The following is a 22,322-nucleotide window of genomic DNA, read 5'->3' on the forward strand; positions in this document are numbered from 1 at the left end:
AACTCAGGTCTTGGGCAGGGTCACGCCGGTCTGGCCCTGGTACTTGCCGCCGCGGTCCTTGTAGCTGGTCTCGCAGACGTCGTCGGCATCGGACTGGAAGAACAGCATCTGCGCCACGCCTTCGTTGGCGTAGATGCGCGCCGGCAGCGGCGTGGTGTTGCTGAATTCCAGGGTGACGTGCCCTTCCCACTCCGGCTCCAGCGGCGTGACATTGACGATGATGCCGCAGCGCGCGTAAGTGCTCTTGCCCAGGCACACCACCAGCGTGTCGCGCGGGATGCGGAAGAATTCCACCGTGCGCGCCAGGGCGAAGCTGTTGGGCGGGATGATGCATTCGTCGGCCTCGATGTCCACGAAGCTCTTCGGATCGAAGCGCTTGGGATCGACGATGGTCGAGTTGATGTTGGTGAACACCTTGAACTCGCGCGAGCAGCGCACGTCGTAGCCGTAGCTGGAGGTGCCGTAGCTGACGATGCGCTCGCCGTTGAGCTGCTTCACCTGGCCCGGCTCGTAGGGCGCGATCATGCCGTGCTGCTCGGACATGCGGCGGATCCAGCGGTCGCTCTTGATGCTCATACGTCTTCCTGATGCCTGTGGCGGCAGGCCGGAACCTGCCCGCCGGGAGCGCGGCCGACGCCGGAGCGGGCCGCAGTGACCGGCGATTCTAGCCGGTCGCGGCGCGTTCGCGGCGGCCGCGGCGGCGCTCAGAGCAGCGAGGCGGCGATCGGGATCGAGGCGCGCGGCCGCTTGCGCAGTTCCTCGGTCAGGCGCTGCGCGGTCGCCAGATAGGCCAGCGCGGCGGCCGAGTCCGGGGCCGCGGCGACGATCGGGGTGCCGGCGTCGCCCTGCTCGCGGATCGCGATCGCCAGCGGCAGCGAACCCAGCAGCGGCACGCCGTACTGCTGCGCCATGCGCTGGCCGCCGCCTTCGCCGAACAGGTGCTCGACATGGCCGCACTGCGTGCAGGTATGCACCGCCATGTTCTCGACGATGCCCAGCACCGGCACCTCGACCTTCTCGAACATCTTCAGCGCCTTCTTCGCATCCAGCGTGGCGATGTCCTGCGGCGTGGTCACGATCACCGCGCCGGCGACCGGGATCTTCTGCGCCAGGGTCAGCTGGATGTCGCCGGTGCCCGGCGGCAGGTCGATCAGCAGGTAGTCCAGGTCGTCCCACAGCGTATCGGTGAACAGCTGGGTCAGCGCCGAGGTCGCCATCGGCCCGCGCCAGATCATCGGCGTGTCCTGGTCCACCAGCAGGCCGATCGACATCGCCTCGATGCCGAACGCGCGCATCGGTTCGATCGACTTGTTGTCGGGGCTGTCCGGGCGGCCGCTCAGGCCGAGCATGGCCGGCACGCTGGGGCCATAGACATCGGCATCCAGCACCCCGACCCGCGCGCCCTGGCGCTGCAGCGCCAGCGCCAGGTTCACCGCAGTGGTCGACTTGCCCACCCCGCCCTTGCCGGAACCGATGGCGATGACGTTGCGGACCCGCGGCAGCGGCGCGAGGTTGGGCTGGACGGCGTGGGCGGGAATGCGGGGACGGTCGGTCATGGGAAAACTCGCGGAGGTGATGCCGGCCTGCGCGCAGTGCGCTGCGGCTGGCGAAAAGAAAGGAAGGGTGACACAGGGCGGGCGTCTTGCGTATCGGGCCGGACGCGGCGCGCGATCGCCGCGGCCGGTCGCGCGCCGCGCGCATTTGCGCGTTCGAACCCGCGATCGCCGAGCGCACGGGGTAATGCAACCGCCGCTACCTCATTTGCTGTGCCCGCTTGCGGCAGCGATCAACAACGCATCCATGGCAGCGGCGCGACTCGCCATCGCCATCCATTCCCCATTATGGCGAAACGCCTCACCGCATTGGTGCATGCCGCGCGTGCAGACGATCGGGTTCGCAGCGATGTCCCTTCCCTGCACAGACCCGACTTTTCAGGCTTTCTGAAACGCGCCGAAAACGCCCCGAACCCCATTCATCTACCTGTCTCGTCCAGGCCCCGAATTGGTGCAAAGCAGCGCGAGCGATGCCGCACCCGACACCTACAGCCACATTTGCCGGGCGTTTGCCGCCCGATCGCTGCAGATGCAACTGCTAGCACCAAAACGTGACGGACCTGTACAAACCGCGTTAAGTTCGTGTTACGTTTGGGTCGCTCGCATGGATGCGACCCCAATTCAAGGCATATGCCGTGGCACGACGCCACCCGCCTTTTCTTTATTGATTTCCGGGGATAGAGAGAAATGACTGCTCGTCAGACACGTAGTTTCAAGCACAGCCGCCTGAGCGCGGCGCTGGTGACCGCCATGGTCGTGCCGGCCGCGTTCAGCGCCTTCGCGCAGGACAGCACCGACACCAAGGCCACCGACCTGGAGCGGGTTACCGTTACCGGCTCGCTGATCCCGCAGAGCGAGATCGAGACCGCCACGCCGGTCACCACCATCACCGCCGAAGACATCAAGGCCCGTGGCTTCAATTCGGTGGCCGATGTGCTGCAGAAGAGCTCGTTCGCGACCGGCGCGGTCCAGGGCGGCCAGACCTCTGGCTCCTTCACCCAGGGCGCGAAGACGGTCAGCCTGTTCGGCCTGTCGCCGGGCTACGTGAAGTACCTGATCGACGGCCGGCCGATGTCGAACTACCCGGCGCTGTACAACGGCAGCGACACCTTCAACAACATCAGCGGCATTCCGATCGACCTGGTCGACCGCATCGAGATCCTGCCGGGCGGCCAGTCGTCGCTGTACGGCTCGGACGCGATCGCCGGCGTGATCAACGTCATCCTCAAGAAGAAGATGGACGGCGCGGTGTTCAGCATCCGCGGCGGCGGCTACTCCGAAGGCGGCGGCAGCAACTTCCGCGCGACCTTCGCCGACGGCTGGACCTCCGCCGACGGCCGCACCTCCGTGCTCGGCGGCGTGCAGTACGAAGAGAAGGACCCGATCTGGGCCTACGACCGCAGCCTGACCAAGCAGTACAACACGCAGGGCTACACCGCGCCGCTGATCAGCCGCGACTTCCTGGTGTACAGCCCGTTCACCAGCTACAAGTTCCTCGACCCGGCCAACTGCGGCAATGTTTCCGGCCTGTTCGGCGGCACCATGTCCCTGCAGCAGCGTCCGGGCTTCGGCGACGAATACTACTGCGGCTCCAAGTACACCCCGGGCTACCGCACCCTGGACAACGGCCAGAAGTCGCTGCAGGCGTACGTGCACGGCACCTTCGACCTCAACGACAACGTGCAGCTGTACGGCGACGTCCTCTACAGCAAGGACCAGGTCAAGTACAACTCCGGCGGCAACTATCTGTGGTGGGGTACCAGCGCCGACTTCGGCTACTACTACGACCCGAACCTGGACGACCTGGTCAACCTGCAGCGCTCGTTCGCGCCTGAGGAAGTCGGTCCGAACGGCTTCAACGACACGATGAGCCGCGACACCAGCGAGTCGGTCCGCGTCACCTTCGGCGCGCAGGGCACGCTCGGCCAGTCGAGCTGGGACTACGACGCCGGCGTCACCTACACCCAGTACAAGCTGGAAGAGCGCAACTTCGTCCGCTTCAAGGACCCGATCGACCAGTTCTTCATCAACAAGGTGCTGGGACCGCAGCAGGGCCTGGATCCGTACTACAACGCCTATCCGGTCTATACGCCCAACTACGCGGCGTTCTACTCGCCGATCACGCCGGAAGAATTCGCCAGCTTCACCGGCCACGCGACCAACAAGAGCAAGACCTCCGACAGCATGCTGCGCCTGCAGCTGACCAACGCCAAGCTGTTCGCCCTGCCCGGCGGCGACGCGGGCCTGGCCGTGGTCGGCGAATACGGCAAGCAGAAGTGGGACTACGATCCGGCACCGGAAATTCTCAACGGCGAAGTGTGGGGCCTGACCTCGGTGGCCGGCGGCGGCGACCGCGACCGCTACGCGCTGACCTCGGAACTGCGCATGCCGGTGTTCGATCCGCTGACCATCACCCTGGCCGGCCGCTACGACGCGTTCAAGGCCAGCGGCACCACCGTCGACAAGCCGACCTACAGCATCGCGCTGGAATACCGTCCGTTCCAGTCGCTGCTGCTGCGCGGCAAGTACGGCACCGCGTTCCGCGCGCCGACCCTGTCCGACCAGTACCAGGGCGAGAGCGGCTACTACAACAGCGTGATCGACTACTACCAGTGCGCACAGCGCGGCTACCTGCCGGGCAACACCGACAGCTGCCCGGCCGCCTATTCCAGCCGCCAGTTCCGGGGCACGCAGTCCGGCAACCTCGGCCTGAAGCCGATCAATGCCGACGTGTGGAGCGCAGGCTTCGTGTGGTCGCCGGTCGACCGCATGGCGCTGACCTTCGACTACCTCAACTGGGACATCAGCGATGAAGTCACCCAGCAGAGCGCCGATGCGCTGAGCCTGCAGGACTACCGTTGCCGCGCCGGCATCGACGACATCAGCTCGGCGCTGTGCACCAGCGCGATGGCGCAGGTCACCCGCAACGCGGCCGGCCAGATCACGGCAATCTACACGCCGAAGATCAACGTCTCCAACCAGAAGCTGGAAATGGCCGTCGCCTCGTTCCGCTACGGCTACGACTTCGGACGTTGGGGCGACCTCAGCACCGTGGTCAGCTATACGCAGAAGATCAGCCACGAGTACACGCAGTACGCGGGTGACGAACCGGTCGACCTGCTCAACAACCCGTACTGGAGCACGGACCCGAAGCGCAAGGCCGACGCCTCGCTGACCTGGGAGATTGGCGACTTCTCGACCACCTGGTACGCCAGCTGGTTCGACAAGACCCCGAACTACGCGGCAAATCTCAGCACCGCCGGCTACGCCGCGCCGCGCGCCGGCAAGCTGCCGTCGCACATCACCCACAACGCCAGCGTCACCTACACGGCGTTCGAGGGCATGGAGCTGTCGCTGATGGTCACCAACGTGTTCAACAAGATGCCGCCCTTCGACGCGTCCTACCCGGGCAGTTCGAGCTCGCCGTACAACTCGTACAACTACGATGTGTACGGTCGCGCGTACCTTATGGAAATGCGTTATTCGTTCGGCAAGTAATCGCGCCTGAAGCGACACCAAAGCCCACCCGCGAGGGTGGGCTTTTTTTATGCGTGGCGCCTGCTGGCGGAATATGCGCGACAGCGACTGCAAGCGTCCGCTTTGACGCCCGCAATGACCCACGGCCGCACGCGCGATGGCGCGGCCTTTTCGTTCGGTCGGTGGTTACCGTAAGGGGCGTGCCGCCTCAGCGGCTGCCTTGCCCCGCCGCTTCGAGCGATTGCGTCTCGAGCAACTGCTTCAGCTCGGCAAGATCCTCACCGTAACGTTGCCAACGCCCCATGTAGGCACGGGTCATCGACGTGCGCACCTGCACCACGCTGGCGGTGGCCACCGGCGCCTGATTCTGCTCGAAGCGCAGGCAGGCGTCGTCCCACGGCAATCCGCAGAACTCCAGCAGGCGGCGCGTGGTCGGCTCCTGCTCCAGCACCAGGTCTTCGTAGTCGATCTCCATGAACCGCTGCGGGAACAGCGCGCGCCAGTGCGCCATCAACCGTTCGAACATCAGGTAGTAGCGACCGACATCCATCAGGTCGAAGGAATAGTCGTAGTACGGCGAAGACAAGGCGAACAGCTGGCGGAAGTTGCTCAGGCAGGTGTCCATCGGATCGCGCCTTAGGCAGACGATGCGCGCGTTCGGCAACGCCCGCGCGATGTGCCCCACGTATAGGAAATTGTGCGGCAGCTTGTCCACGAAGCGCGGCTTGGCGGCGGTGCCGGGACGAGTGGATTCGACGTAGGCACGGCCGAGTTCGCGCCAGTCCAGCCCCTGCAGCTGGGTCAGCGTGGCCACGTCCAGGATCGCCGGCGATGGCGTGCGCACCAGGCGCTTGAGCGCCACCGAGAAATTCTGCAGCTCGCCGGCCGAGTGCACCTGCGGATGGCTGGACAGGATCCGGTCCACCAGGGTGGTGCCGCTGCGCGGCATGCCGACCACGAAGATCGGCTCCTGGCTGTCGAAGCCTGACGTGGGCGCAGCGTCGGCGCGGAAGGCCCGCTGCAACGCCTCGAACAGCACCGCATCGTGCTCGGACGTGTAGCCGCGCGCGCGCTTCTGTACCGCCTTGCCCTGCACGTAGCCACGGAACGCGGCATGGTAGTCGCCGAGATCCTCGTGCTCCTTGGCCAGCGCCAGGTTGAGGTACAGCACCGCTTCCGGCGCCTCGCCGGCCGAAGCCAGCGCCTGCTCCAGCAAGGCCAGGTTGTTTTCGTCCTCGCTCCACTTGCGCAACTGCGACAGCGACAGATAGACCTTCCAGTAGCGCGGCTCCAGGGCCAGGCAGGCCCGGTATTCCTGCTCGGCTTCCTGCAGGCGCCCGGAGAACAGCAGCGAGGTGCCGAGGTTGTAGCGGAAGCTGGCCTGCTGCGGCGCGAGTTGCACCGCCTGGGTGAACGCCTGCAGCGCGGCGACGTGCTCGTTGACCTGGGTATAGACCACACCCAGCGTGTCCAGCGTATGCGCGTCGGTCGGCCGCAACGCCATCGCCTGGTCGGCGAAGCGCTGCGCCTCCTGCATGAAGCGTCCCATCGCCAGCACCTTGGCCAGCTGCGTCGCGTAGTCCGCACGCTGCGGATTCAACGTCGTCGCCTGATACAGGTGCGCCGCGGCGGGTTGCATCTGTTTCAACTCCAACGCCGCCACGCCGGCCACGAAATGCACGCCGGGGTGTTGCGGCAACGCGCGCAGAAGCTGCTGCGCGAGCCGCTGCGCCTGGCCCCAGTCGCGCTGGTTGAGCGCGGCGACGGCCTGGTTGTAGAGCTGAACCTGTTCGGTCATGGATGCGCCTGATAGTCCCCCGGGAAGCCGGCAACGCCACGACACGAGCCGCGGTGCACCGAACCGACATTATGCCCGGCACCACAAACCGTGGCCGATGCGTGCATCCGCTCAGCCTTCACACGCAACCGGGCCACGCGAATGTCTGCGCCTGCCGGCGCGACCGGGAGGAGAAGCACAGGGGCGACAATCGGATATTCGGCGCTGCTCCCGCGTTAGCCACAGCCTTACCGGTTGCGGAGCAATGCATAAAAATATGCCGAATTCGTCATTTCAAATGACTCACCTCGACTGCATCATGGATGCATGAATCCCGCCATGGCCAGGCGAAAACCAATTGATTTTCATGGTTTTTATCACATTATTTTAATGAATGGCAAGAAAAGTCACAATGTACGGATTCTTATCCATAGTGCCATAGGCACTGGTGATTTGCGCATTTTTGTGATTCGAGGCTCATCGAGTACCCGCGATTTATACACATTGCCGCATTTTTGATGCGGATGACGGCAGATCCGGCCCCAACCCGTTGCACGCGGTAGCACGCCGTTATTACGTTTGGGTTAAGGCCGTTCAGGGACGGCCTGCCACCCCACTTCATCGAAGGTAAGCAATGAGCAATCGCCCCGATCGAAAGGCATTCAAGCGCACCGCCCTGGCCATCATCCTCAGCACTTCGCTGGCCCAAGGCGCGGTGCATGCGCAAAGCACCACCGGCAGCATTTACGGTTCCGCGCCGGCCACCGGGACCAGCATCACCATCCAGAGCGACACCGGGTTGAGCCGTACCGTGCCGGTCGACGGCAATGGCCGCTACACCCTCGGCTCGCTGCCGATCGGCAGCTACACCGTGATCCTGCGGCGTGGCGAAGAAACCATCGACACGCGCAAGAACGTCCTGCTGCGCGTCGGATCGGGTACGGAAGTCTCGTTCGCAGCGGCCGACGCCACCACACTGGAAGCACTGACCGTCACCGCCGCCAGCGTGCCGAAGATCGACGTCAGCAGCACCGCATCGCGATCGGTGATCACTTCCGAACAACTGGACACGCTGCCGCTGGGTCGCAGCGCCGAAGCGATCGCGCTGCTCGCGCCGGGCACCGTCTCCGGCAGCGGCGCATTCACCAACGGCAGCCGCTCGGTGGTGTCCTTCGGCGGTTCCGGAGTGACCGAGAATGCGTATTACATCAACGGATTCAACGTCAGCAATCCGCTGAACAACCTCGGCGGCCTGAGCCTGCCTTACGGCGCGATCGACCAGCAGGAAACCTACACCGGCGGCTACAGTTCCAAGTACGGGCGCTCCACCGGCGGCGTGATCAACCAAGTCGGCAAGCGCGGCACCAACGAGTGGCACTTCGGTTTCCAGACCACCTGGGCGCCGGATTCGCTGGCCAGCTCGCCGCGCGATGTCTGGTACCCGAGCGCTAGCCTGGCCAGCGACTACGCCTACGAAAACCCCGACCTCGCCGGCACCCTGTATCGCCGGCGCAAGGGCGACACCAGCAGCAACACCACCTACAGCGCCTATGCCGGCGGCCCGTTGATCGAGGATCGCCTGTTCGTCTTCGTCGCCGGCGAATCCAACAAGACCGATGGCATCGACACCAACAACAGCGCCGACAGCATCCAGGCGCGCAACCACTACAACTACAGCGCGCCGAAGTTCTACGGCAAGATCGACTGGAACATCAACGACAGCAACATCCTGGAATACACCCGCATCCAGAACACCGACCGCCGCGCCGGCTACTACACGTCCTACGACTACGACACCCTCAGCGAAGGCGACCGCACCGGCACCTATCCGGACACCTACAAGCTCACCGACACCTACGACATCTTCAAGTACACCGGCTACCTGACCGACAACCTGACCTTGAACGCGACCTGGGGCCGCAGCCTGGAACGGGATTACCAGGCCAATCCGGTGTCCTCGGACCTGCCCTACATCAGCGGCGTCACCAACCAGGATCCGTCGATCACCGGCGGCACCGCGATCACCAACAACCAGGCCTCGACCACGGTCAAGAACGCCAACGCGCAGAACAAGACCCGCGGCCTGCGCGTGGAACTGGAATACCGCATCGGCAACCACGACCTGACCGCCGGCGTGGACAACATGTACTTCAACGCCTACAACGAAGGCGTCGACACCAGCGGTCCGGGCTATCGCTGGATCTACAGCAAGGCGTCCAACCCGAACGTGGCCATCGATCCCAACCTCGGGGTCGGCGCTGCCGGCGGCGACGGCTATTACGTGCAGAAGTACATCTTCACCACCGCCACCAGCATGGCGGTGGAGCAGAAGGCCTACTACCTGGAAGATCGCTGGCAGGTGAGCGACAACTGGCTGCTGACCCTGGGCGTGCGCAATGACAAGTTCACCAACTTCAACAGCAGCCACGTGGCCTACGTGGACAGCGGCGACCAGTGGGCCCCGCGCGCGGGCGTGAGCTGGGACGTGTTCGGCGACGCCTCGTTCAAGCTGTTCGCCAACCTCGGCCGCTACTATCTTGCGTTGCCCAACAGCGTCGCCATCCGCGGCGCCTCGGCCTCGACCTACACCCGCGAGTACTTCACCTACACCGGCATCGATGCGAACGGCGAGCCCACCGGCCTGACCGCGCTGGGACCGGGCCCGGTGTCCAGCAACGGCGAATACGGCGAAGCGCCGGACCCGAATTCGTTCACGCCCAGCGACCTGAAGTCGCAGTATCAGGACGAGCTCATCGTCGGCTTCGAGAAGACCATCGGCGACAAGTGGAACTCCGGCGCCAAGGTCACCTATCGCAAGCTGCAGTCGGCGATCGACGATGTCTGCGACAGCGACAAGATGTCGAGCAAGCTCACCGCGCTCGGCATCGATCCGGATTCGGTCACGATCCCCGGCTGCGTGCTGTTCAACCCTGGCGAGAGCAACACCTACAAGCTCGCCAACGTGGACGGCTCCGGCTACACCACCTTGAAGATGTCGCGCTCGGACTGGGGCTTCACCGATTCTGCCAAGCGCAACTACGCCGCCGTCGACCTGTTCCTGGAGCATCCGTTCGATCAGAAGTGGTACGGCCGCGTCGACTACACCTGGTCGCACAGCTACGGCAACACCGAAGGCCAGGTAAAGTCGGACATCGGCCAGACCGACGTGTCCAAGACCCAGGACTGGGATTCGGCGCCGCTGATGTACTACGCGGGCGGCGATCTGGCCAACGATCGCCGGCACCAGCTGAAGGCCTTCGGCGCCTATCAATTCACGCCGGAGTGGATGGTGTCGGCCACGCTGAAGGTCGCTTCGGGCATGCCGAAGTCCTGCCTGGGCTACTTCGGCAGCGACGAATCGGATCCGATCAGCTACGGCTCGGCGTACCACTACTGCGGCGGCAGCCCGTCCAGCCCGGGCCAGTCCGGTCGCCTGCCCTGGACCAAGCTGGTGGACCTGGGCGTGACCTATCGGCCGGCCTTTGCCGACCACAAGCTGGCGTTCGGGCTGCAGGCGTTCAACGTGTTCAACGAGCGCAAGCCGGTACAGATCGACGCGACCTACGAAACCGACCCCTACACCGTGTCCAACACCTATGGGATCGGCACCTACTACACCCAGCCGCGTTACGTGCGCCTGTCGGCGTCCTACGACTTCTGACCATCTGCGGCGGGACGTCCGCCCAGGACGTTCCGCCGCAACGCAGCGCCTCTCTCTCCTGCCCCGGCTCCGCCGGGGCTTTTTTTGCGCGTGGCGCCGGCAGGCATCGCCGGCAATGCCTCAGCGGCCCAGCAGCGCCATCGCCGCATTGTGCCCGGGCGCGCCGGTCACGCCGCCGCCCGGATGGGTACCGGAACCGCACAGGTAAAGGCCGGGAATCGCGCCGCGGTAGTTGGCCTGGCCGAGCATCGGGCGCGCGCTGAACAACTGGTTGAGGCTCAGCGCGCCATGGAAGATGTCGCCGCCGATCAGGCCGAAGGTGCGCTCCAGGTCCAGCGGGGTCAGCGCCTGCCGGCCCAGCACCGAGTCGGCGAAGCCCGGCGCGTAGCGCTCGACGGTGGCGATCATCAGCTCGGCCACCTCGTCGCGGTGCGCGTCCCAGCTGCGCCCGTCCGCCAGTTGCGGCGCCACGTGCTGGCAGAACAGGCTGGCCACGTGCTGGCCGGGCGGCGCGAGCGAATCGTCCAGCGTACTGGGAATCAGCAGTTCGACGATGGGCTCGCGCGACCAGCCATGCGCGCGCGCATCGCGGTAGGCGCGATCCATGTAGTCCAGGCTCGGCGCCAGGATGATGCCGGCGGTAAGGTGGTCGCCCTGCCCCGGCAACGCACGGAACTGCGGCAAGCGCGACAGCGCCACGTTCATCCGGAACGTGCCCGAACCGCAGCGCCAGTTGGCCATGCGTTCGCGGGTGGCGGCCGGCACCTGCGCCGGGTCGAGCAGGCGCTCGTACAGCAGCTTGGGATTGACGTTGGCGACGACGCGGCGCGCATGCAGGCGCTCGCCGTGTTCGGTGACCACGCCGACCGCGCGCCCGTCCTCGACCAGGATCTCGCGCACGCCGGCGTCGGTGCGGATCTGCGCGCCGGCGGCGATCGCCGCCTTGGCCATCGCCTGGGTGATCGCGCCCATGCCGCCGAGCGCATGGCCCCACGCGCCCTTGGCCCCGTTGCTCTCGCCGAACACGTGGTGCAGCAGCACGTAGGCCGAGCCCGGCGTGTACGGGCTGGCGTAGTTGCCGACGATGCCGTCGAAGCCGAACAAGGCCTTGACCGGGTCGCTCTCGAACCAGCGCTCCAGGTACTCGGCGGCGGAGATGGTGAACAGGTCCAGCAGCTCCTGGCGCAGGCCGGGATCGAGCGCATGCAGGCGGCGGCCGAGGCGGCCGGCACGCAGCAGTTCCGGCAGCGCCTGCACCCAGCCGCCATCGGTGACGTTCGGCGGCGGCTGCAGCGCCAGCGCACGCAGCACGTCGGCGATGCGTTCCAGCCGCGCTTCGTAGGCCGGCAGGCGCTCGGCGTCGCGAGCGGAGAACTTCGCCACCTGCGCCTGGGTGATGCCGGCGCCGGCCAGCAGGTAGCGGTCGTCGGGCAGCGGCACGAAGTTGTTGCAGCGGCGCGGCACGATACGCAGGCCGTGTGCGGCCAGGTCGAGATCGGCGATCACCTTCGGCTGCAACAGCGACACCGTGTAGGACGCCACCGAATTGCGGAAGCCCGGATGGAATTCCTCGGTGACCGCAGCGCCGCCGACCACGCCGCGCCGCTCCAGCACGGTGACCTTCCAGCCGGCGCGCGCCAGGTAGGCGGCGCAGACCAGGCCGTTGTGGCCGGCGCCGACGATCAGGGCATCGCAGGACGGTTCGCGCTTCATCCCGGGGATCATACCGGCCCGCCGGCCTCACGCCTGCTGAGCGAGGCCCGCTGAGCGCGGGCGCCCGGCCCATGACCTTCGACACCCCTGAAACCCCGGGCAGCGGCGTACAGTCTCGCCACGGCCCCTAGGGCCATTCCGTATCCACGCTGGCTTGGAGCTTCCTTGTGACCTTTCGCAATCCCCAGATGCTGTTGTTGACCCTGGCCGTGAGCGCCGCCCTGAGCGGCTGCAACAAGCCCGACGCGGCAGCGCCTGCCGCCGACACCGCCAAGACCGAGGCCGCCGCGCCGGCGCCTGCCGCCGCGCCGGCCGAGCTGAAGCTCGACACCAGCAAGCTGCCGCCCTACAACGCGTTCAGCGCCAACGACCTGGACCCGACCAAGGAGGCCTGCAGCGACTTCGCCGGCTACGTCAACGGCAAGTGGCTGGCCGCCAACGAAATCCCCAAGGACCGCAGCAGCTGGGGCGCGTTCTCGATCCTGGACGAGCGCTCGGTCGCCGTGCAGCACCAGTTGGCCGAGCAGGCCGCCGCTGCGGCCAACGCGCAGGGCGTGGACAAGATCGTCGGCGATTTCTGGTCCTCGGGCATGGACGAAGCCAAGGTCAACGCGCAGGGCATAGAGCCGCTGAAGGCCGACCTGGCCGCGATCGACAGCCTCAAGGACGGCCCGGCGGTGGCCGAGTACCTGCGCCAGAGCGCGGCCAAGGGCGAGAACGGCCTGTTCGGCTTCGGCGCCGAGGCCGATTTCAAGAACTCCTCGATGAACATGGCCTACGCGATGCAGGGCGGCCTGGGCCTGCCCGACCGCGGCTATTACTTCGATGCCGACAAGAAGGACAAGCTCAACGCCTACCAGGCGCACGTGGCCAAGGTGCTGGAGCTGTCCGGAGTGCCGGCCGCCGATGCGGCCAAGCAGGCCAAGGACGTGGTGGCGCTGGAAACGCGCCTGGCCAAGGTCTCCAAGTCCAGCGAGCAGATGTCGCGCGACGCCGAGCTGTCCTACAACCCGGTGACCCCGGCCGAAGCCGACAAGCTGGCCCCGAACTTCCCGTGGACCAAGTTCTTCGAATCGCAGGGCGTGGCGGTGCCGGAGAAGTTCTCGCTGGCGATCCCGGCGTTCCACCAGGAAGTGAGCAAGGCGCTGGGCGACACCGACCCGTCGGTGTGGCGCGCCTACCTGCGCTTCCACACCGTCGACAGCGCTTCGCCGTACCTGAGCGATGCGTTCGCACAGGAGAGCTTCGCGTTCTACGGCAAGGAGCTCAACGGCCAGGCCGAGATGAAGCCGCGCTGGAAGCGCGTGCTCGGCAGCATCGAGGACGGCGCCGGCGAGGCGATGGGCCAGATGTACGTCAAGGTGGCGTTCTCGCCCGACGCCAAGAGCAAGATGCAGCAGCTGGTGGACAACCTGCGCCAGGCGCTGAAGGCGCGCATCGAGAACGTCACCTGGATGAGCCCGGAGACCAAGGCCAAGGCGATCGCCAAGTGGGAGACCTTCACCCCGAAGATCGGCTACCCGGACAAGTGGCGCGACTACAGCGGCCTGAGCACCCAGCGCGACAGCTACCTGGACAACGTGCGCGCCGCCACCGCGTTCAACTACAAGTACAACCTGAGCAAGATCGGCAAGCCGGTGGACAAGACCGAATGGGGCATGACCCCGCAGACGGTCAATGCCTACTACAACCCGCTGCAGAACGAGATCGTGTTCCCGGCCGCGATCCTGCAGCCGCCGTTCTTCGATCCCACTGCCGACGACGCGTTCAACTATGGCGGCATCGGCGCGGTGATCGGCCACGAGATGACCCACGGCTACGACGACCAGGGCGCGCGCTTCGGGCCGACCGGCAACTTCGAGAACTGGTGGACGCCGGCCGACGCCAAGAACTTCGCCGGGCTCACCGGCAAGCTGGTCAAGCAGTTCGACGAGTACAAGGTGGACGGCAAGCCGGTCAACGGCAAGCTGACCCTGGGCGAGAACATCGCCGACCTGGGCGGCCTGTCCACCGCCTACGACGCGATGAAGAAGGCCACCGAGGGCAAGGACGATCCGAAGGTCGGCGGCATGACCCGCGACCAGAACTTCTTCCTCAACTGGGCCACCGTGTGGCGCACCAAGTACACCCCGCAGAACGCGGCGGTGCGCCTGACCACCGACCCGCACGCCCCGGCGCAGTTCCGCGCGATGGGCGCGCCGTCGAACCTGCCGGCCTTCGCCGCCGCGTTCCAGTGCAAGCCCGGATCGCCGATGGTGCGCGCCGGCGACAAGCAGGTCGTGATCTGGTAAGTCTGGCGATCCGCTGCAACCCGAAAAGGCCCGGCATGTCCGGGCCTTTTCTTTGCGCGCTGCGCGCCATGCCGCGGAAGCCCGCGCTGGCGCGGAAGCGGCCGGCGCCGCACGCCTGGATGCGTGTGCGACAGCGCGCCGGCGACACCCGCACGACGGCCCTGTACCCACACGCACATCCATCTGAACCGGTTAGGCAAAGCCGCGCCGCAGCATGGACACAGCTGCGGGCCGCAGCTTGTTAAACTCCGCCGACTTTAATCCTGACCGGATTCGCTCCCGATGCTCAATGCCCGTCCGCTTGCCCTCGCTGTCGCCCTCGGCCTGATCGCCCTGGCGTCCACCGCCGATGCCGCGCCCAAGAAGAAGCGCGCCGCCGCCAAGGCGCCCGTCGTCAGCGCCGCCTGCACCGATTTCTACGACTACGCCAACGCCGACTGGCTGAAGAGCAACCCGCTGCCGCAGACCGGCGCGGTCACCGCCCTGGGCCAGCTGTCCGCGCGCGCGCAGCAACAGCAGCGCGACCTGCTCGACGCGTCGATGCAGTCGCCGCAGAACGACGTGCAGAAGGCGCTGGGCGATTTCTGGGCCAGCGGCCTGGACGAAGCGGCGGTGGAGAAGGACGGTTCCAACCCGATCGCACCGCTGCTCAGCCGCATCGACGCGATCAAGAAGGCCAAGGAGGTCCCGGCCTCGATCGCCGCGCTGCACCAGATCGGCATCCCGGTGGCGTTCAACTTCGGCGCCGACGTCGACCTGAAGGCGCTGGACCGCCACATCGGCTACTTCATGCAGGGCGGCATGGGCCTGCCCGACCCGGCCTTCTACACCCGCACCGACGCCGACACCGTGGCGCTGATGGGCCGCTACCGCGCCTACGTCAAGCAGATCCTGACCCTGACCGGCACCCCGGCGGCCAAGCTCGAGGCCGACACCCAGTCGGTGCTGCAGATCGAGACCGCGCTGGCGCGCAGCGCCAAGTCGCTGGCCGGCATCAACAACCCGTTCAACAACTACGCGCCGATCTCCACCAAGGAGTTGAACAAGCAGTACCGCAACCTGCAGCTGGACGCGTTCCTGAAGGCGCAGGGCGTCAACGACGACCTGGTGTCGATGGCCGATCCGGACATGTTCAAGCAGCTCGACGGCATGATCGTCAGCATCAAGCCCGATCAATGGAAGGCCTACCTGCGCTGGCGCGTCGGCGACGCGATGGCGCCGTACCTGTCCAAGAGCTTCCGCGACGCCAGCTTCGAGTTCCGCGGCCGCGTGCTGGAAGGCCAGACCCTGCCGCCGCAGCGCTGGTCGCAGGTGCTGGACGCGATCAACGTCGCCGCCGGCCCGATGCTGGGCCGCGAGTACGTCGGCCGCTACCTCAACGCCGACACCCGCCGCCAGGCCGAGAGCATCGCCGACCAGGTGCGCGACACCGAGATCGCCGCGATCAAGCGCAACACCTGGCTCAGCGAGTCGGCGCGCGCCGAAGCGCAGGCCAAGCTGGCCGCGCTGAAGATCGAAGTCGGCGCGCCGCGCCGCGACCTGGACTACAGCGTGCAGCCGATGGGCCGCGGCAGCTTCGGCGGCAACATGCTGATCGCCTCCACCTGGCGCCACCGCGAGGAAATGAAGCGCATCGGCAAGGGCAACGCCGACCGCCGCTGGGACGTGCTGCCGCAGCAGCCGGCGCTGACCTACGACCTCGCCCAGAACCGCCTGATCGTCACCGCCGCGGTGCTGCAGCCGCCGGTGTTCGTCGCCGGTGGCGATGCCGCCGCGTTGTACGGCGGCTACGGCGCGCTGGTCGCGCACGAACTGATCGGCGCGATCGACAGCAAGGGCAGCCAGGTCGACGCCAAGGGCGAACTGCGCAGCTGGTGGACCCCGGAAGACAAGAGCGCGTGGACCGCACTGAGCGCGCGCGCCGCCGCGCAGTACGGCGCCTACGACTTCCCCGGCGTGAAGGGCGCCAAGGTCAACGGCCAGCTGACCCAGGAACAGGACCTGACCGACATCGGCAGCGTCGAACTGGCCTGGCAGGCGTATGCCGCCGCCCAGCCGGCCGCCGGCGACACCGGCAAGCAGGCGTTCTACAAGGCCTGGGCCGGCCTGTGGGCGCAGCAGCTGTCGCCGAACGAGGCAGTGCAACGCGTCACCGCCGACGTGCACGCGCCGGGCCGCTGGCGCGCCAACGGCCCGCTGGCCAACCTGCCGTCCTTCGCCGCCGCCTTCACCTGCAAGGCCGGCCAGCCGATGGTGCGCAGCGACGCCGAGCAGATCCGCGTCTGGCCGTAACCGCAATTCGCCAGGCAGTGCATGCACGACGGCGCGGGCAACCGCGCCGTCGTGCGTTGTGGGGATGGCGATCGGCACAACCCGCCAACGTCTCGGCGTTTGGCAACGGCCGCCGGCGCGACGCAGCCAGCGCGCCGCGCCATCAGCCGATGGCGTCTCGCAAAGCCATTCCAGCTGCGACGATACGTGCCCGATGCGCTCGAACGCACGCTCGGTCGGTTGCGGCGGTGCGCATGCACCCACCCCCGAAATGCGCCAAGAGCGCGTCGCAAAACATCGCCGCCGAAGTGGACAGTGGCCGCGTTGCATGCGGCCATGTCGGATCGCCGCTCAGGAGCGTTCGCGGCGCACGCCGGACCAACTCACCACAGCGGCGCTCGTCGCTGCGGGCCGACGTCCCTCAGCGCACGATCCGCGGCCGCGGCGGCTTGCGCTTGCCGAACGGCGGCTGGCCGCGCCAGTAGCGGATCAGCAGCCAGCCGAACAGCATGCCGCCCAGGTGCGCGAAATGCGCCACGCCCGGCTGCCAGCCGGTGAAGCCCATGATCAGCTCCAGCGCGCCGAACACGATCACGAAGGTCCGCGCCTTCATCGGGATCGGCGGGAACAGCAGCATCACCCGCTGGTTCGGGAACAGCATGCCGAACGCCAACAGCAGGCCGAAGACGCCGCCGGACGCGCCCAGGGTCCGGTACGGATCGCCGCCGTTGCTCACCGTCCACCAGCCCACCAGCAGCTGGCACAGGCCGGCGCCGGCCACGCATACCAGGTAATAGGTCAGGAAACGCTTGTTGCCCCAGGTCTGCTCCAGCGGCCCGCCGAACATGTACAGCGCCAGCATGTTGAACAGCAGGTGCGGGAAGTTGCCGTGCAGGAAGCCATAGGTCAATAGCTGCCAGATCTGGAAGTTCTGCCCCGGCGAGAACGCATCGAAGTCGGTGAGCGGCCACAGCATGAACGGCGCGAAGGTGTCGTCGCCCAGCAGCAGCTGCAGCAGGAACACCACCACATTGCCGATCAGCAGGGCTTGGGTAACAGGCGGAAGTCTGGGAAACATGGTCGTGTCCGTGGCAACTGCCGACCATCATAGCCGCTCGCTATTGCGGCCCCCATAACGCCGCGTCGAGGTCGCGCGCCGGCGTTGGGGCACGCTTCACCCGTCCGCCCTGCACCGCCACGCCTTCGGCGCGCAGCCGCTGGCACTGTTCGCGAAAGCCGCGCGAGCCTTCCGGGAAGGCGATGCGCCCGTCGCTGCGCAGCACCCGGTGCCAGGGCAGCGCCGGATCGGTGTTGCCGCCGAGCACCCGCGCAACCAGGCGCGCGCGGCCGGGCAAGCCGGCCAGCATCGCCACCTCGCCATAGCCGCGCACCTGGCCGGACGGGATCGCGCGGATCGTCGCCAGGATCCGTGCCTGGGCCGCCGCCGAGGCGTCGGCAGCCGACGTGGAACCCTGCCCGCTCATGCCGGCACCGTCCGTGCCGGCCGCGACACCGTCAGCACCCCGCCCAGCACCAGCAGCGTGCCGGCGATCTGCCACGGTCCCATCGCCTCGCCCAGCAACAGCACGCTGAGCACGATGGTCGAGACCGGGCCGAGCATGCCGATCTGCGACGCCAGGCCCGAGCCGATCCGCCGCACCGCCAGCATCGTCGCCAGCACCGGCACCGCCGTGCACAAGGTGCCGTTGAGCAGCGACAGCGCGTACACCGGCGTGGGCAGCAGCAAGGCCTGCAGCGGTCGCAGCAGCAGGAACTGGGCGATGCACAGCACGCAGGCGACCAGACTGGCGTAGGCGGTCAGCCGCACCGCGCCGATCCGCGCCACCATCTGCCCGCTGCCGACCAGGTACAGCGCATAGGCCAGCGCGCTGCCGAACACCAGCAGGCTGCCCCAGGCGGTGCGCGCGCCGCCGACCTGCAGGTCGTGGCCGAAGGCGAGCAGCACGCCGAGATAGCTCAGCGCCAGCGCCCACAGCTGACGGCGTTGCGGCCGGCGGCGGAACGCGAGCACGCCGATCAGCAACACCAGGGTCGGGGTCAGATACAGGATCAGCCGCTCGAGCGTCGCGGTGATGTAGGCCAGGCCGAGGAAATCCAGGTAGCTGGCCAGGTAGTAGCCGAGCACGCCGAGCGCGCCGATGCGCCAGCGGTCGCCGCGCTGCAGCGGCGGTGCCCGGCGCGCGGCCCACAACGCCATCGCCGCGAAACACGGCAAGGCCACCAGCATGCGCAGCGCCAGCAGGGTCACCGCGTCCACCCCGTAGCGATAGCCGAGCTTGACGATGATCGCCTTGCCGGAAAACGCGATCGCGCCGCCGGCGGCCAGCAGTACGCCGCCCAGGTCGGCATGCGCCGTCGCCAGCGGAGCGGCGGTCGAGCGCTCGGAGGCGCTCATCGCGGACCGGCGCCGAAGCGGAAACGAACATCGTGCATGCCGCCCATTCTACGGCCGCTGCCCGCTGCAGCAGCGCTACGATGCGGCAGAGCGGAGCGCATCGGCGCGAACCACCCGCAACCAGCGTGCATAACGCCGGCGCCGCAACGCACTGCACTAAGGCGGATGACCGCACCGCTCGAACGTCGCCTTGCCCGCGCCCTCCCTGGTTTCGGCGCCACCACATGCAGCAGCACCGCGACGGCGCGCGCCTCAGCGCATCAGCACCACTTCCTCGGCCGAGGTCGGATGGATCGCCACCGTGTCTTCCAGCTGGCGCTTGGTCACGCCCAGCTTCAGCGCCACCGCGAAACCCTGCAGGATCTCGTCGGCGCCGTCGCCGAGCAGATGGAAACCGACCACCCGTTCGTCCTCGCCGGCGCAGACCAGCTTGAACAGGCTGCGCTGCGGCGCGTCGGCCAGCGCATGCAGCATCGGCCGGAAATTGCTGCGATACACCGTCACCGCGTCGCCGTAGCGTGCCCGCGCCTGCTCCTCGCCCAGGCCGACCTGGCCCAGCGGCGGATGCGAGAACACCACACTGGGCACGTTGTCGTAGTCCAGCCGCGCCTGCGGCTGGTCGCCGAACAGGCGATCCATCAGCTTGCGTCCGGCCGCGATCGCCACCGGGGTCAGGCCGACCTTGCCGGCCACGTCGCCGATCGCGTACAGCCCCGGCACGTCGGTGTTCTGGTAATCGTCGACCACGATCTCGCACTTGTCGCCGATGCGCACGCCCAGCGCTTCCAGGCCGATGTCCTTACTGTTCGGACGCCGCCCGATCGCGAAGAACACCTGGTCCACGGGCTCGCTCGGCTGCCCGTCGCCGTCGTGCAGGTGCAGGCCCTGCTCGCCGCGGCGCAGGGCCGTGGCGCGATAGCCGAAATGCAGGCGCACGCCCTGATGGCGCAGGTTCTCGCCGAGCTGCCGCGCCAGTTCCGCATCGAAACGCTCCAGCAGGCGCTCGCCCTGCACGAACAGATCGACGCGGCTGCCCAGCGCCTGCAGCAGGCCGGCCAGCTCCACCGCGATATAGCCGCCGCCGACGATGGCCACGCGCGGCGGCGCCTCGCACAGATTGAAGAAATCGTCCGACACCAGGCCCAGCTCGGCGCCCTCGATCGGCGGCCGCAGCGCATGCGCGCCGGTGGCGATCACCACGTGGCCGGCGCTGACCCGCACGCCGTCGCCGCATTCCACCGTATGCGCGTCCAGCAGCCGGCCGCGCTGCGGAATCAGCACCACGCCGTCGGCATCCAGGCGCCGCCGGTAGCTGCCGTGGATGTTGCCGATATAGCCCTGGCGATGCGCCACCAGTTCCGGCCACGACAAGGTGGAACTGGGGATGGAAAAACCGATGGCGCGGGCCAGGTCGATGCGCCCGACCAGGTCGGCGGCCAGCCACATCGCCTTCTTCGGCACGCACCCGATGTTGACGCAGGTGCCGCCGAGCGCGCCCGACTCCAGAATCGCCACGCGCGCGCCGAGGCCGGCGGCGCGGAACGCGGTGGCCAGGCCGCCGGAACCGCCGCCGAGCACCAGCAGGTCGTAGTCGTAGACGGCATCGGTCACTGCACACGCTCCCCGCGGTACGGCGTGGGGTCGATCGCGGGCGACTGCCCGCCTCTCTGGTCGGCCATCGGTTGTCCTGTCGTGTGGCTCATGCTGATTCCGAGCATGCCACGCGCGGTGGCGAGCCACGCGTGAGGATGCCGCGGCATACACGGAATCGGCGCATCGTCATGGGCAGTCGCGTTTCAGGCAGTGCCATGACGGCGCATCGGTTGCCAACGCAGATAGCTTGCCGAACGCCACAGCCATTCCGCCGGACCGAAGCGGAAATGGCGCAGCCACAGCTGCGACGCCACCACCTGCAGCGCGAACAGCGCGAACGCGAACGGGATCTGCCAGATGCGTGGCAGGCGCTCGAAATAGCCCAGGCCATAGCCATAGAACAGCGTGGTGCACAGCAGCGACTGCAGCAGGTAGTTGCTCAGCGCCATGCGCCCGGCCGGTGCCAGCCAGCGCAGCGCCGGGGCGAAGCGCAGCAACCAGGCCGCATAGCCCAGCGCCATCATCCCGCTGGCCACGGTGGCCAAGGCGAACGCGCTGGCCAGGCGCAGGTCCAGGCGCGCCGGATCCATCCACGGTTCCAGCCGGAAGCTCAGCAGCATCAGCGCCATGCCCGCCGGCAGCACGCCCCAGCGCAACGCCGCCAGCAGCCGCGGACGCCGCTGCGGCTGCTGCGCCAGGCCGCTGCGCACGCACCATGCGCCGAGCAGGAACATGCCGAAGATGGTCGGCGCATTGAACACCAGCGTACCCAGCGCATCGATCAGGTCGCGCAGGCGCTGCGCGGTCGCCTGCGCGTAGCTGCCGTGGCCGAACACCTGGCGCTGCTGTTCCAGCGCCGCCGCCGCGCGCTGCGCCTGCTCGGCCATGATCTGCCCCCACTGCACGGCGCCGTGCGGATCGGCCTGCGCCGCCGAGCCGACCGCGCCGGTCAGCAGCGACAGCAGCGGCGAGCACAGATAGACCGCCAGCGCCATCCACGGCAGCCAGCGCGTCGGCGCCTCGCGAAAGGCCAGCAGCATGAACGCCAGCAGCGCATAGCTGACCAGGATGTCGCCGGACCACAGCAGCACCGCATGCAGCACGCCGATCAGCAGCAGCACCGCGCTGCGGCGCACGAAGAAGCCGCCGAACTCGCGCCGCGCCGCCTCGGCACGCTGCGCCATCACCGCAAAGCCCATGCCGAACAACAGCGAGAACAAGGTGTAGAACTTGCCCTGCACCAGCAGGTAGACCGCCGCATCGGCGACGCGGTCGGCACCGCGCAACAGCGGATCCAGCCCGGTCATCGCCGTATCCAGCGGACCGACGAAGCCCTCGATGTTCATCAGCAGGATGCCGAGCAGCGCGAAACCGCGCAGCACGTCCAGGGTGACGATGCGTTCGGCGGGCGCGACGGGCTGCAGCACGGGAGCGGAGGAAGCCAAGGCGTGGCACCGGACGAAAGACCGGCGATTATCCATCGCCGCGGCGCGCATGCGCCAAGGCGCATCGCGAAGTACGTGAAGTGCGGAAGTGGCCGAGCGGCGAGCGCGGCCGCGCCGATCAGGCA

14 protein-coding genes are annotated in these 22,322 nt (G+C 67.5%); 5 read left to right on the forward strand and 9 right to left on the reverse strand.

From position 1 onward, the window contains the following. Nucleotides 1–3: 3 nt before the first annotated feature. Both dcd and apbC read right to left on the reverse strand, forming a co-directional pair. The gene (gene dcd / locus JR064_RS01930; protein WP_179563815.1) at nucleotides 4–576 is read right to left on the reverse strand and encodes a dCTP deaminase; all 573 of its coding nucleotides are present in this window, start codon (nucleotides 574–576) and stop codon (nucleotides 4–6) included. 128 nt (nucleotides 577–704) lie between these two features. Beyond that, nucleotides 705–1,556, reverse strand: coding sequence for an iron-sulfur cluster carrier protein ApbC (apbC, locus tag JR064_RS01935; protein ID WP_206228611.1), 852 nt, complete (start codon nucleotides 1,554–1,556; stop codon nucleotides 705–707). 747 nt (nucleotides 1,557–2,303) lie between these two features. Between apbC and JR064_RS01940 the strand changes: the two genes are divergently transcribed. Continuing rightward, nucleotides 2,304–5,051 (forward strand): TonB-dependent receptor plug domain-containing protein, encoded by a 2,748-nt coding sequence (locus JR064_RS01940; RefSeq protein ID WP_206228728.1) that lies wholly within the window; start codon nucleotides 2,304–2,306, stop codon nucleotides 5,049–5,051. Between the two features lie 187 nt (nucleotides 5,052–5,238). Here JR064_RS01940 and JR064_RS01945 read toward each other — a convergent pair whose 3' ends face one another. Then, nucleotides 5,239–6,828 (reverse strand): tetratricopeptide repeat-containing sulfotransferase family protein, encoded by a 1,590-nt coding sequence (locus JR064_RS01945; protein WP_206228612.1) that lies wholly within the window; start codon nucleotides 6,826–6,828, stop codon nucleotides 5,239–5,241. A gap of 306 nt (nucleotides 6,829–7,134) precedes the next feature. On the opposite strand from JR064_RS01945, the gene JR064_RS01950 reads away from it, so the two are divergent. Together JR064_RS01950 and JR064_RS01955 are read left to right on the forward strand one after the other, a co-directional pair. Further along, nucleotides 7,135–7,326, forward strand: a complete 192-nt coding sequence (locus tag JR064_RS01950) for a hypothetical protein (protein WP_206228613.1) — start codon at nucleotides 7,135–7,137, stop codon at nucleotides 7,324–7,326. Nucleotides 7,327–7,441: 115 nt separating this feature from the next. Next, entirely contained in the window at nucleotides 7,442–10,468 is a 3,027-nt protein-coding gene (locus JR064_RS01955) for a TonB-dependent receptor (RefSeq protein WP_206228614.1), read from the forward strand. 120 nt (nucleotides 10,469–10,588) lie between these two features. Here JR064_RS01955 and JR064_RS01960 read toward each other — a convergent pair whose 3' ends face one another. After that, nucleotides 10,589–12,181, reverse strand: coding sequence for a phytoene desaturase family protein (locus JR064_RS01960; protein ID WP_206228615.1), 1,593 nt, complete (start codon nucleotides 12,179–12,181; stop codon nucleotides 10,589–10,591). A 188-nt stretch (nucleotides 12,182–12,369) separates the two neighbouring features. Between JR064_RS01960 and JR064_RS01965 the strand changes: the two genes are divergently transcribed. Next, complete coding sequence (locus tag JR064_RS01965) at nucleotides 12,370–14,472, forward strand: M13 family metallopeptidase (protein ID WP_206228729.1); 2,103 nt, start codon at nucleotides 12,370–12,372, stop codon at nucleotides 14,470–14,472. A 282-nt stretch (nucleotides 14,473–14,754) separates the two neighbouring features. Beyond that, a complete protein-coding gene (locus JR064_RS01970; protein ID WP_191824739.1) occupies nucleotides 14,755–16,764 on the forward strand; it encodes a M13 family metallopeptidase in 2,010 nt (669 codons plus the stop codon). Nucleotides 16,765–17,164: 400 nt separating this feature from the next. On the opposite strand, the gene JR064_RS01975 is transcribed toward JR064_RS01970, so the two are convergent. The 5 genes from JR064_RS01975 to JR064_RS01995 all read right to left on the reverse strand — a co-directional run bounded on the left by JR064_RS01975 (nucleotide 17,165) and on the right by JR064_RS01995 (nucleotide 22,233). Beyond that, nucleotides 17,165–17,821: a rhomboid family intramembrane serine protease gene (locus JR064_RS01975; protein WP_206228616.1), complete on the reverse strand. Its 657-nt coding sequence runs from the start codon at nucleotides 17,819–17,821 to the stop codon at nucleotides 17,165–17,167. A gap of 40 nt (nucleotides 17,822–17,861) precedes the next feature. Continuing rightward, nucleotides 17,862–18,302: an MGMT family protein gene (locus JR064_RS01980; protein ID WP_425510266.1), complete on the reverse strand. Its 441-nt coding sequence runs from the start codon at nucleotides 18,300–18,302 to the stop codon at nucleotides 17,862–17,864. Beyond that, entirely contained in the window at nucleotides 18,224–19,159 is a 936-nt protein-coding gene (locus JR064_RS01985) for a DMT family transporter (RefSeq protein WP_206228618.1), read from the reverse strand. Before JR064_RS01985 ends, JR064_RS01980 begins: the two co-directional genes overlap by 79 nt. Before the next feature lie 252 nt (nucleotides 19,160–19,411). After that, on the reverse strand, nucleotides 19,412–20,770 hold the full coding sequence (gene gorA, locus JR064_RS01990) for a glutathione-disulfide reductase (RefSeq protein WP_206228619.1): 1,359 nt from the start codon (nucleotides 20,768–20,770) through the stop codon (nucleotides 19,412–19,414). 185 nt (nucleotides 20,771–20,955) lie between these two features. Next, complete coding sequence (locus tag JR064_RS01995; RefSeq protein WP_206228620.1) at nucleotides 20,956–22,233, reverse strand: DUF418 domain-containing protein; 1,278 nt, start codon at nucleotides 22,231–22,233, stop codon at nucleotides 20,956–20,958. Between the last annotated feature and the right edge of the window lie 89 nt (nucleotides 22,234–22,322).

Source organism: Xanthomonas bonasiae (genome assembly GCF_017163705.1).
Taxonomy (GTDB): domain Bacteria; phylum Pseudomonadota; class Gammaproteobacteria; order Xanthomonadales; family Xanthomonadaceae; genus Xanthomonas_A; species Xanthomonas_A bonasiae.

Excerpts from the sequence above, each read along its gene's own strand:
- JR064_RS01940 (WP_206228728.1), top strand. The coding sequence starts at position 2,304 with ATGGTCGTGCCGGCCGCGTTCAGCGCCTTCGCGCAGGACAGCACCGAC.
- JR064_RS01960 (WP_206228615.1), bottom strand. The coding sequence starts at position 12,181 with ATGAAGCGCGAACCGTCCTGCGATGCCCTGATCGTCGGCGCCGGCCAC.
- JR064_RS01970 (WP_191824739.1), top strand. The coding sequence starts at position 14,755 with ATGCTCAATGCCCGTCCGCTTGCCCTCGCTGTCGCCCTCGGCCTGATC.
- JR064_RS01945 (WP_206228612.1), bottom strand. The coding sequence starts at position 6,828 with ATGACCGAACAGGTTCAGCTCTACAACCAGGCCGTCGCCGCGCTCAAC.
- JR064_RS01950 (WP_206228613.1), top strand. The coding sequence starts at position 7,135 with ATGAATCCCGCCATGGCCAGGCGAAAACCAATTGATTTTCATGGTTTT.
- dcd (WP_179563815.1), bottom strand. The coding sequence starts at position 576 with ATGAGCATCAAGAGCGACCGCTGGATCCGCCGCATGTCCGAGCAGCAC.
- JR064_RS01955 (WP_206228614.1), top strand. The coding sequence starts at position 7,442 with ATGAGCAATCGCCCCGATCGAAAGGCATTCAAGCGCACCGCCCTGGCC.
- JR064_RS01985 (WP_206228618.1), bottom strand. The coding sequence starts at position 19,159 with ATGAGCGCCTCCGAGCGCTCGACCGCCGCTCCGCTGGCGACGGCGCAT.
- JR064_RS01965 (WP_206228729.1), top strand. The coding sequence starts at position 12,370 with ATGCTGTTGTTGACCCTGGCCGTGAGCGCCGCCCTGAGCGGCTGCAAC.
- apbC (WP_206228611.1), bottom strand. The coding sequence starts at position 1,556 with ATGACCGACCGTCCCCGCATTCCCGCCCACGCCGTCCAGCCCAACCTC.
- JR064_RS01975 (WP_206228616.1), bottom strand. The coding sequence starts at position 17,821 with ATGTTTCCCAGACTTCCGCCTGTTACCCAAGCCCTGCTGATCGGCAAT.
- JR064_RS01995 (WP_206228620.1), bottom strand. The coding sequence starts at position 22,233 with ATGGATAATCGCCGGTCTTTCGTCCGGTGCCACGCCTTGGCTTCCTCC.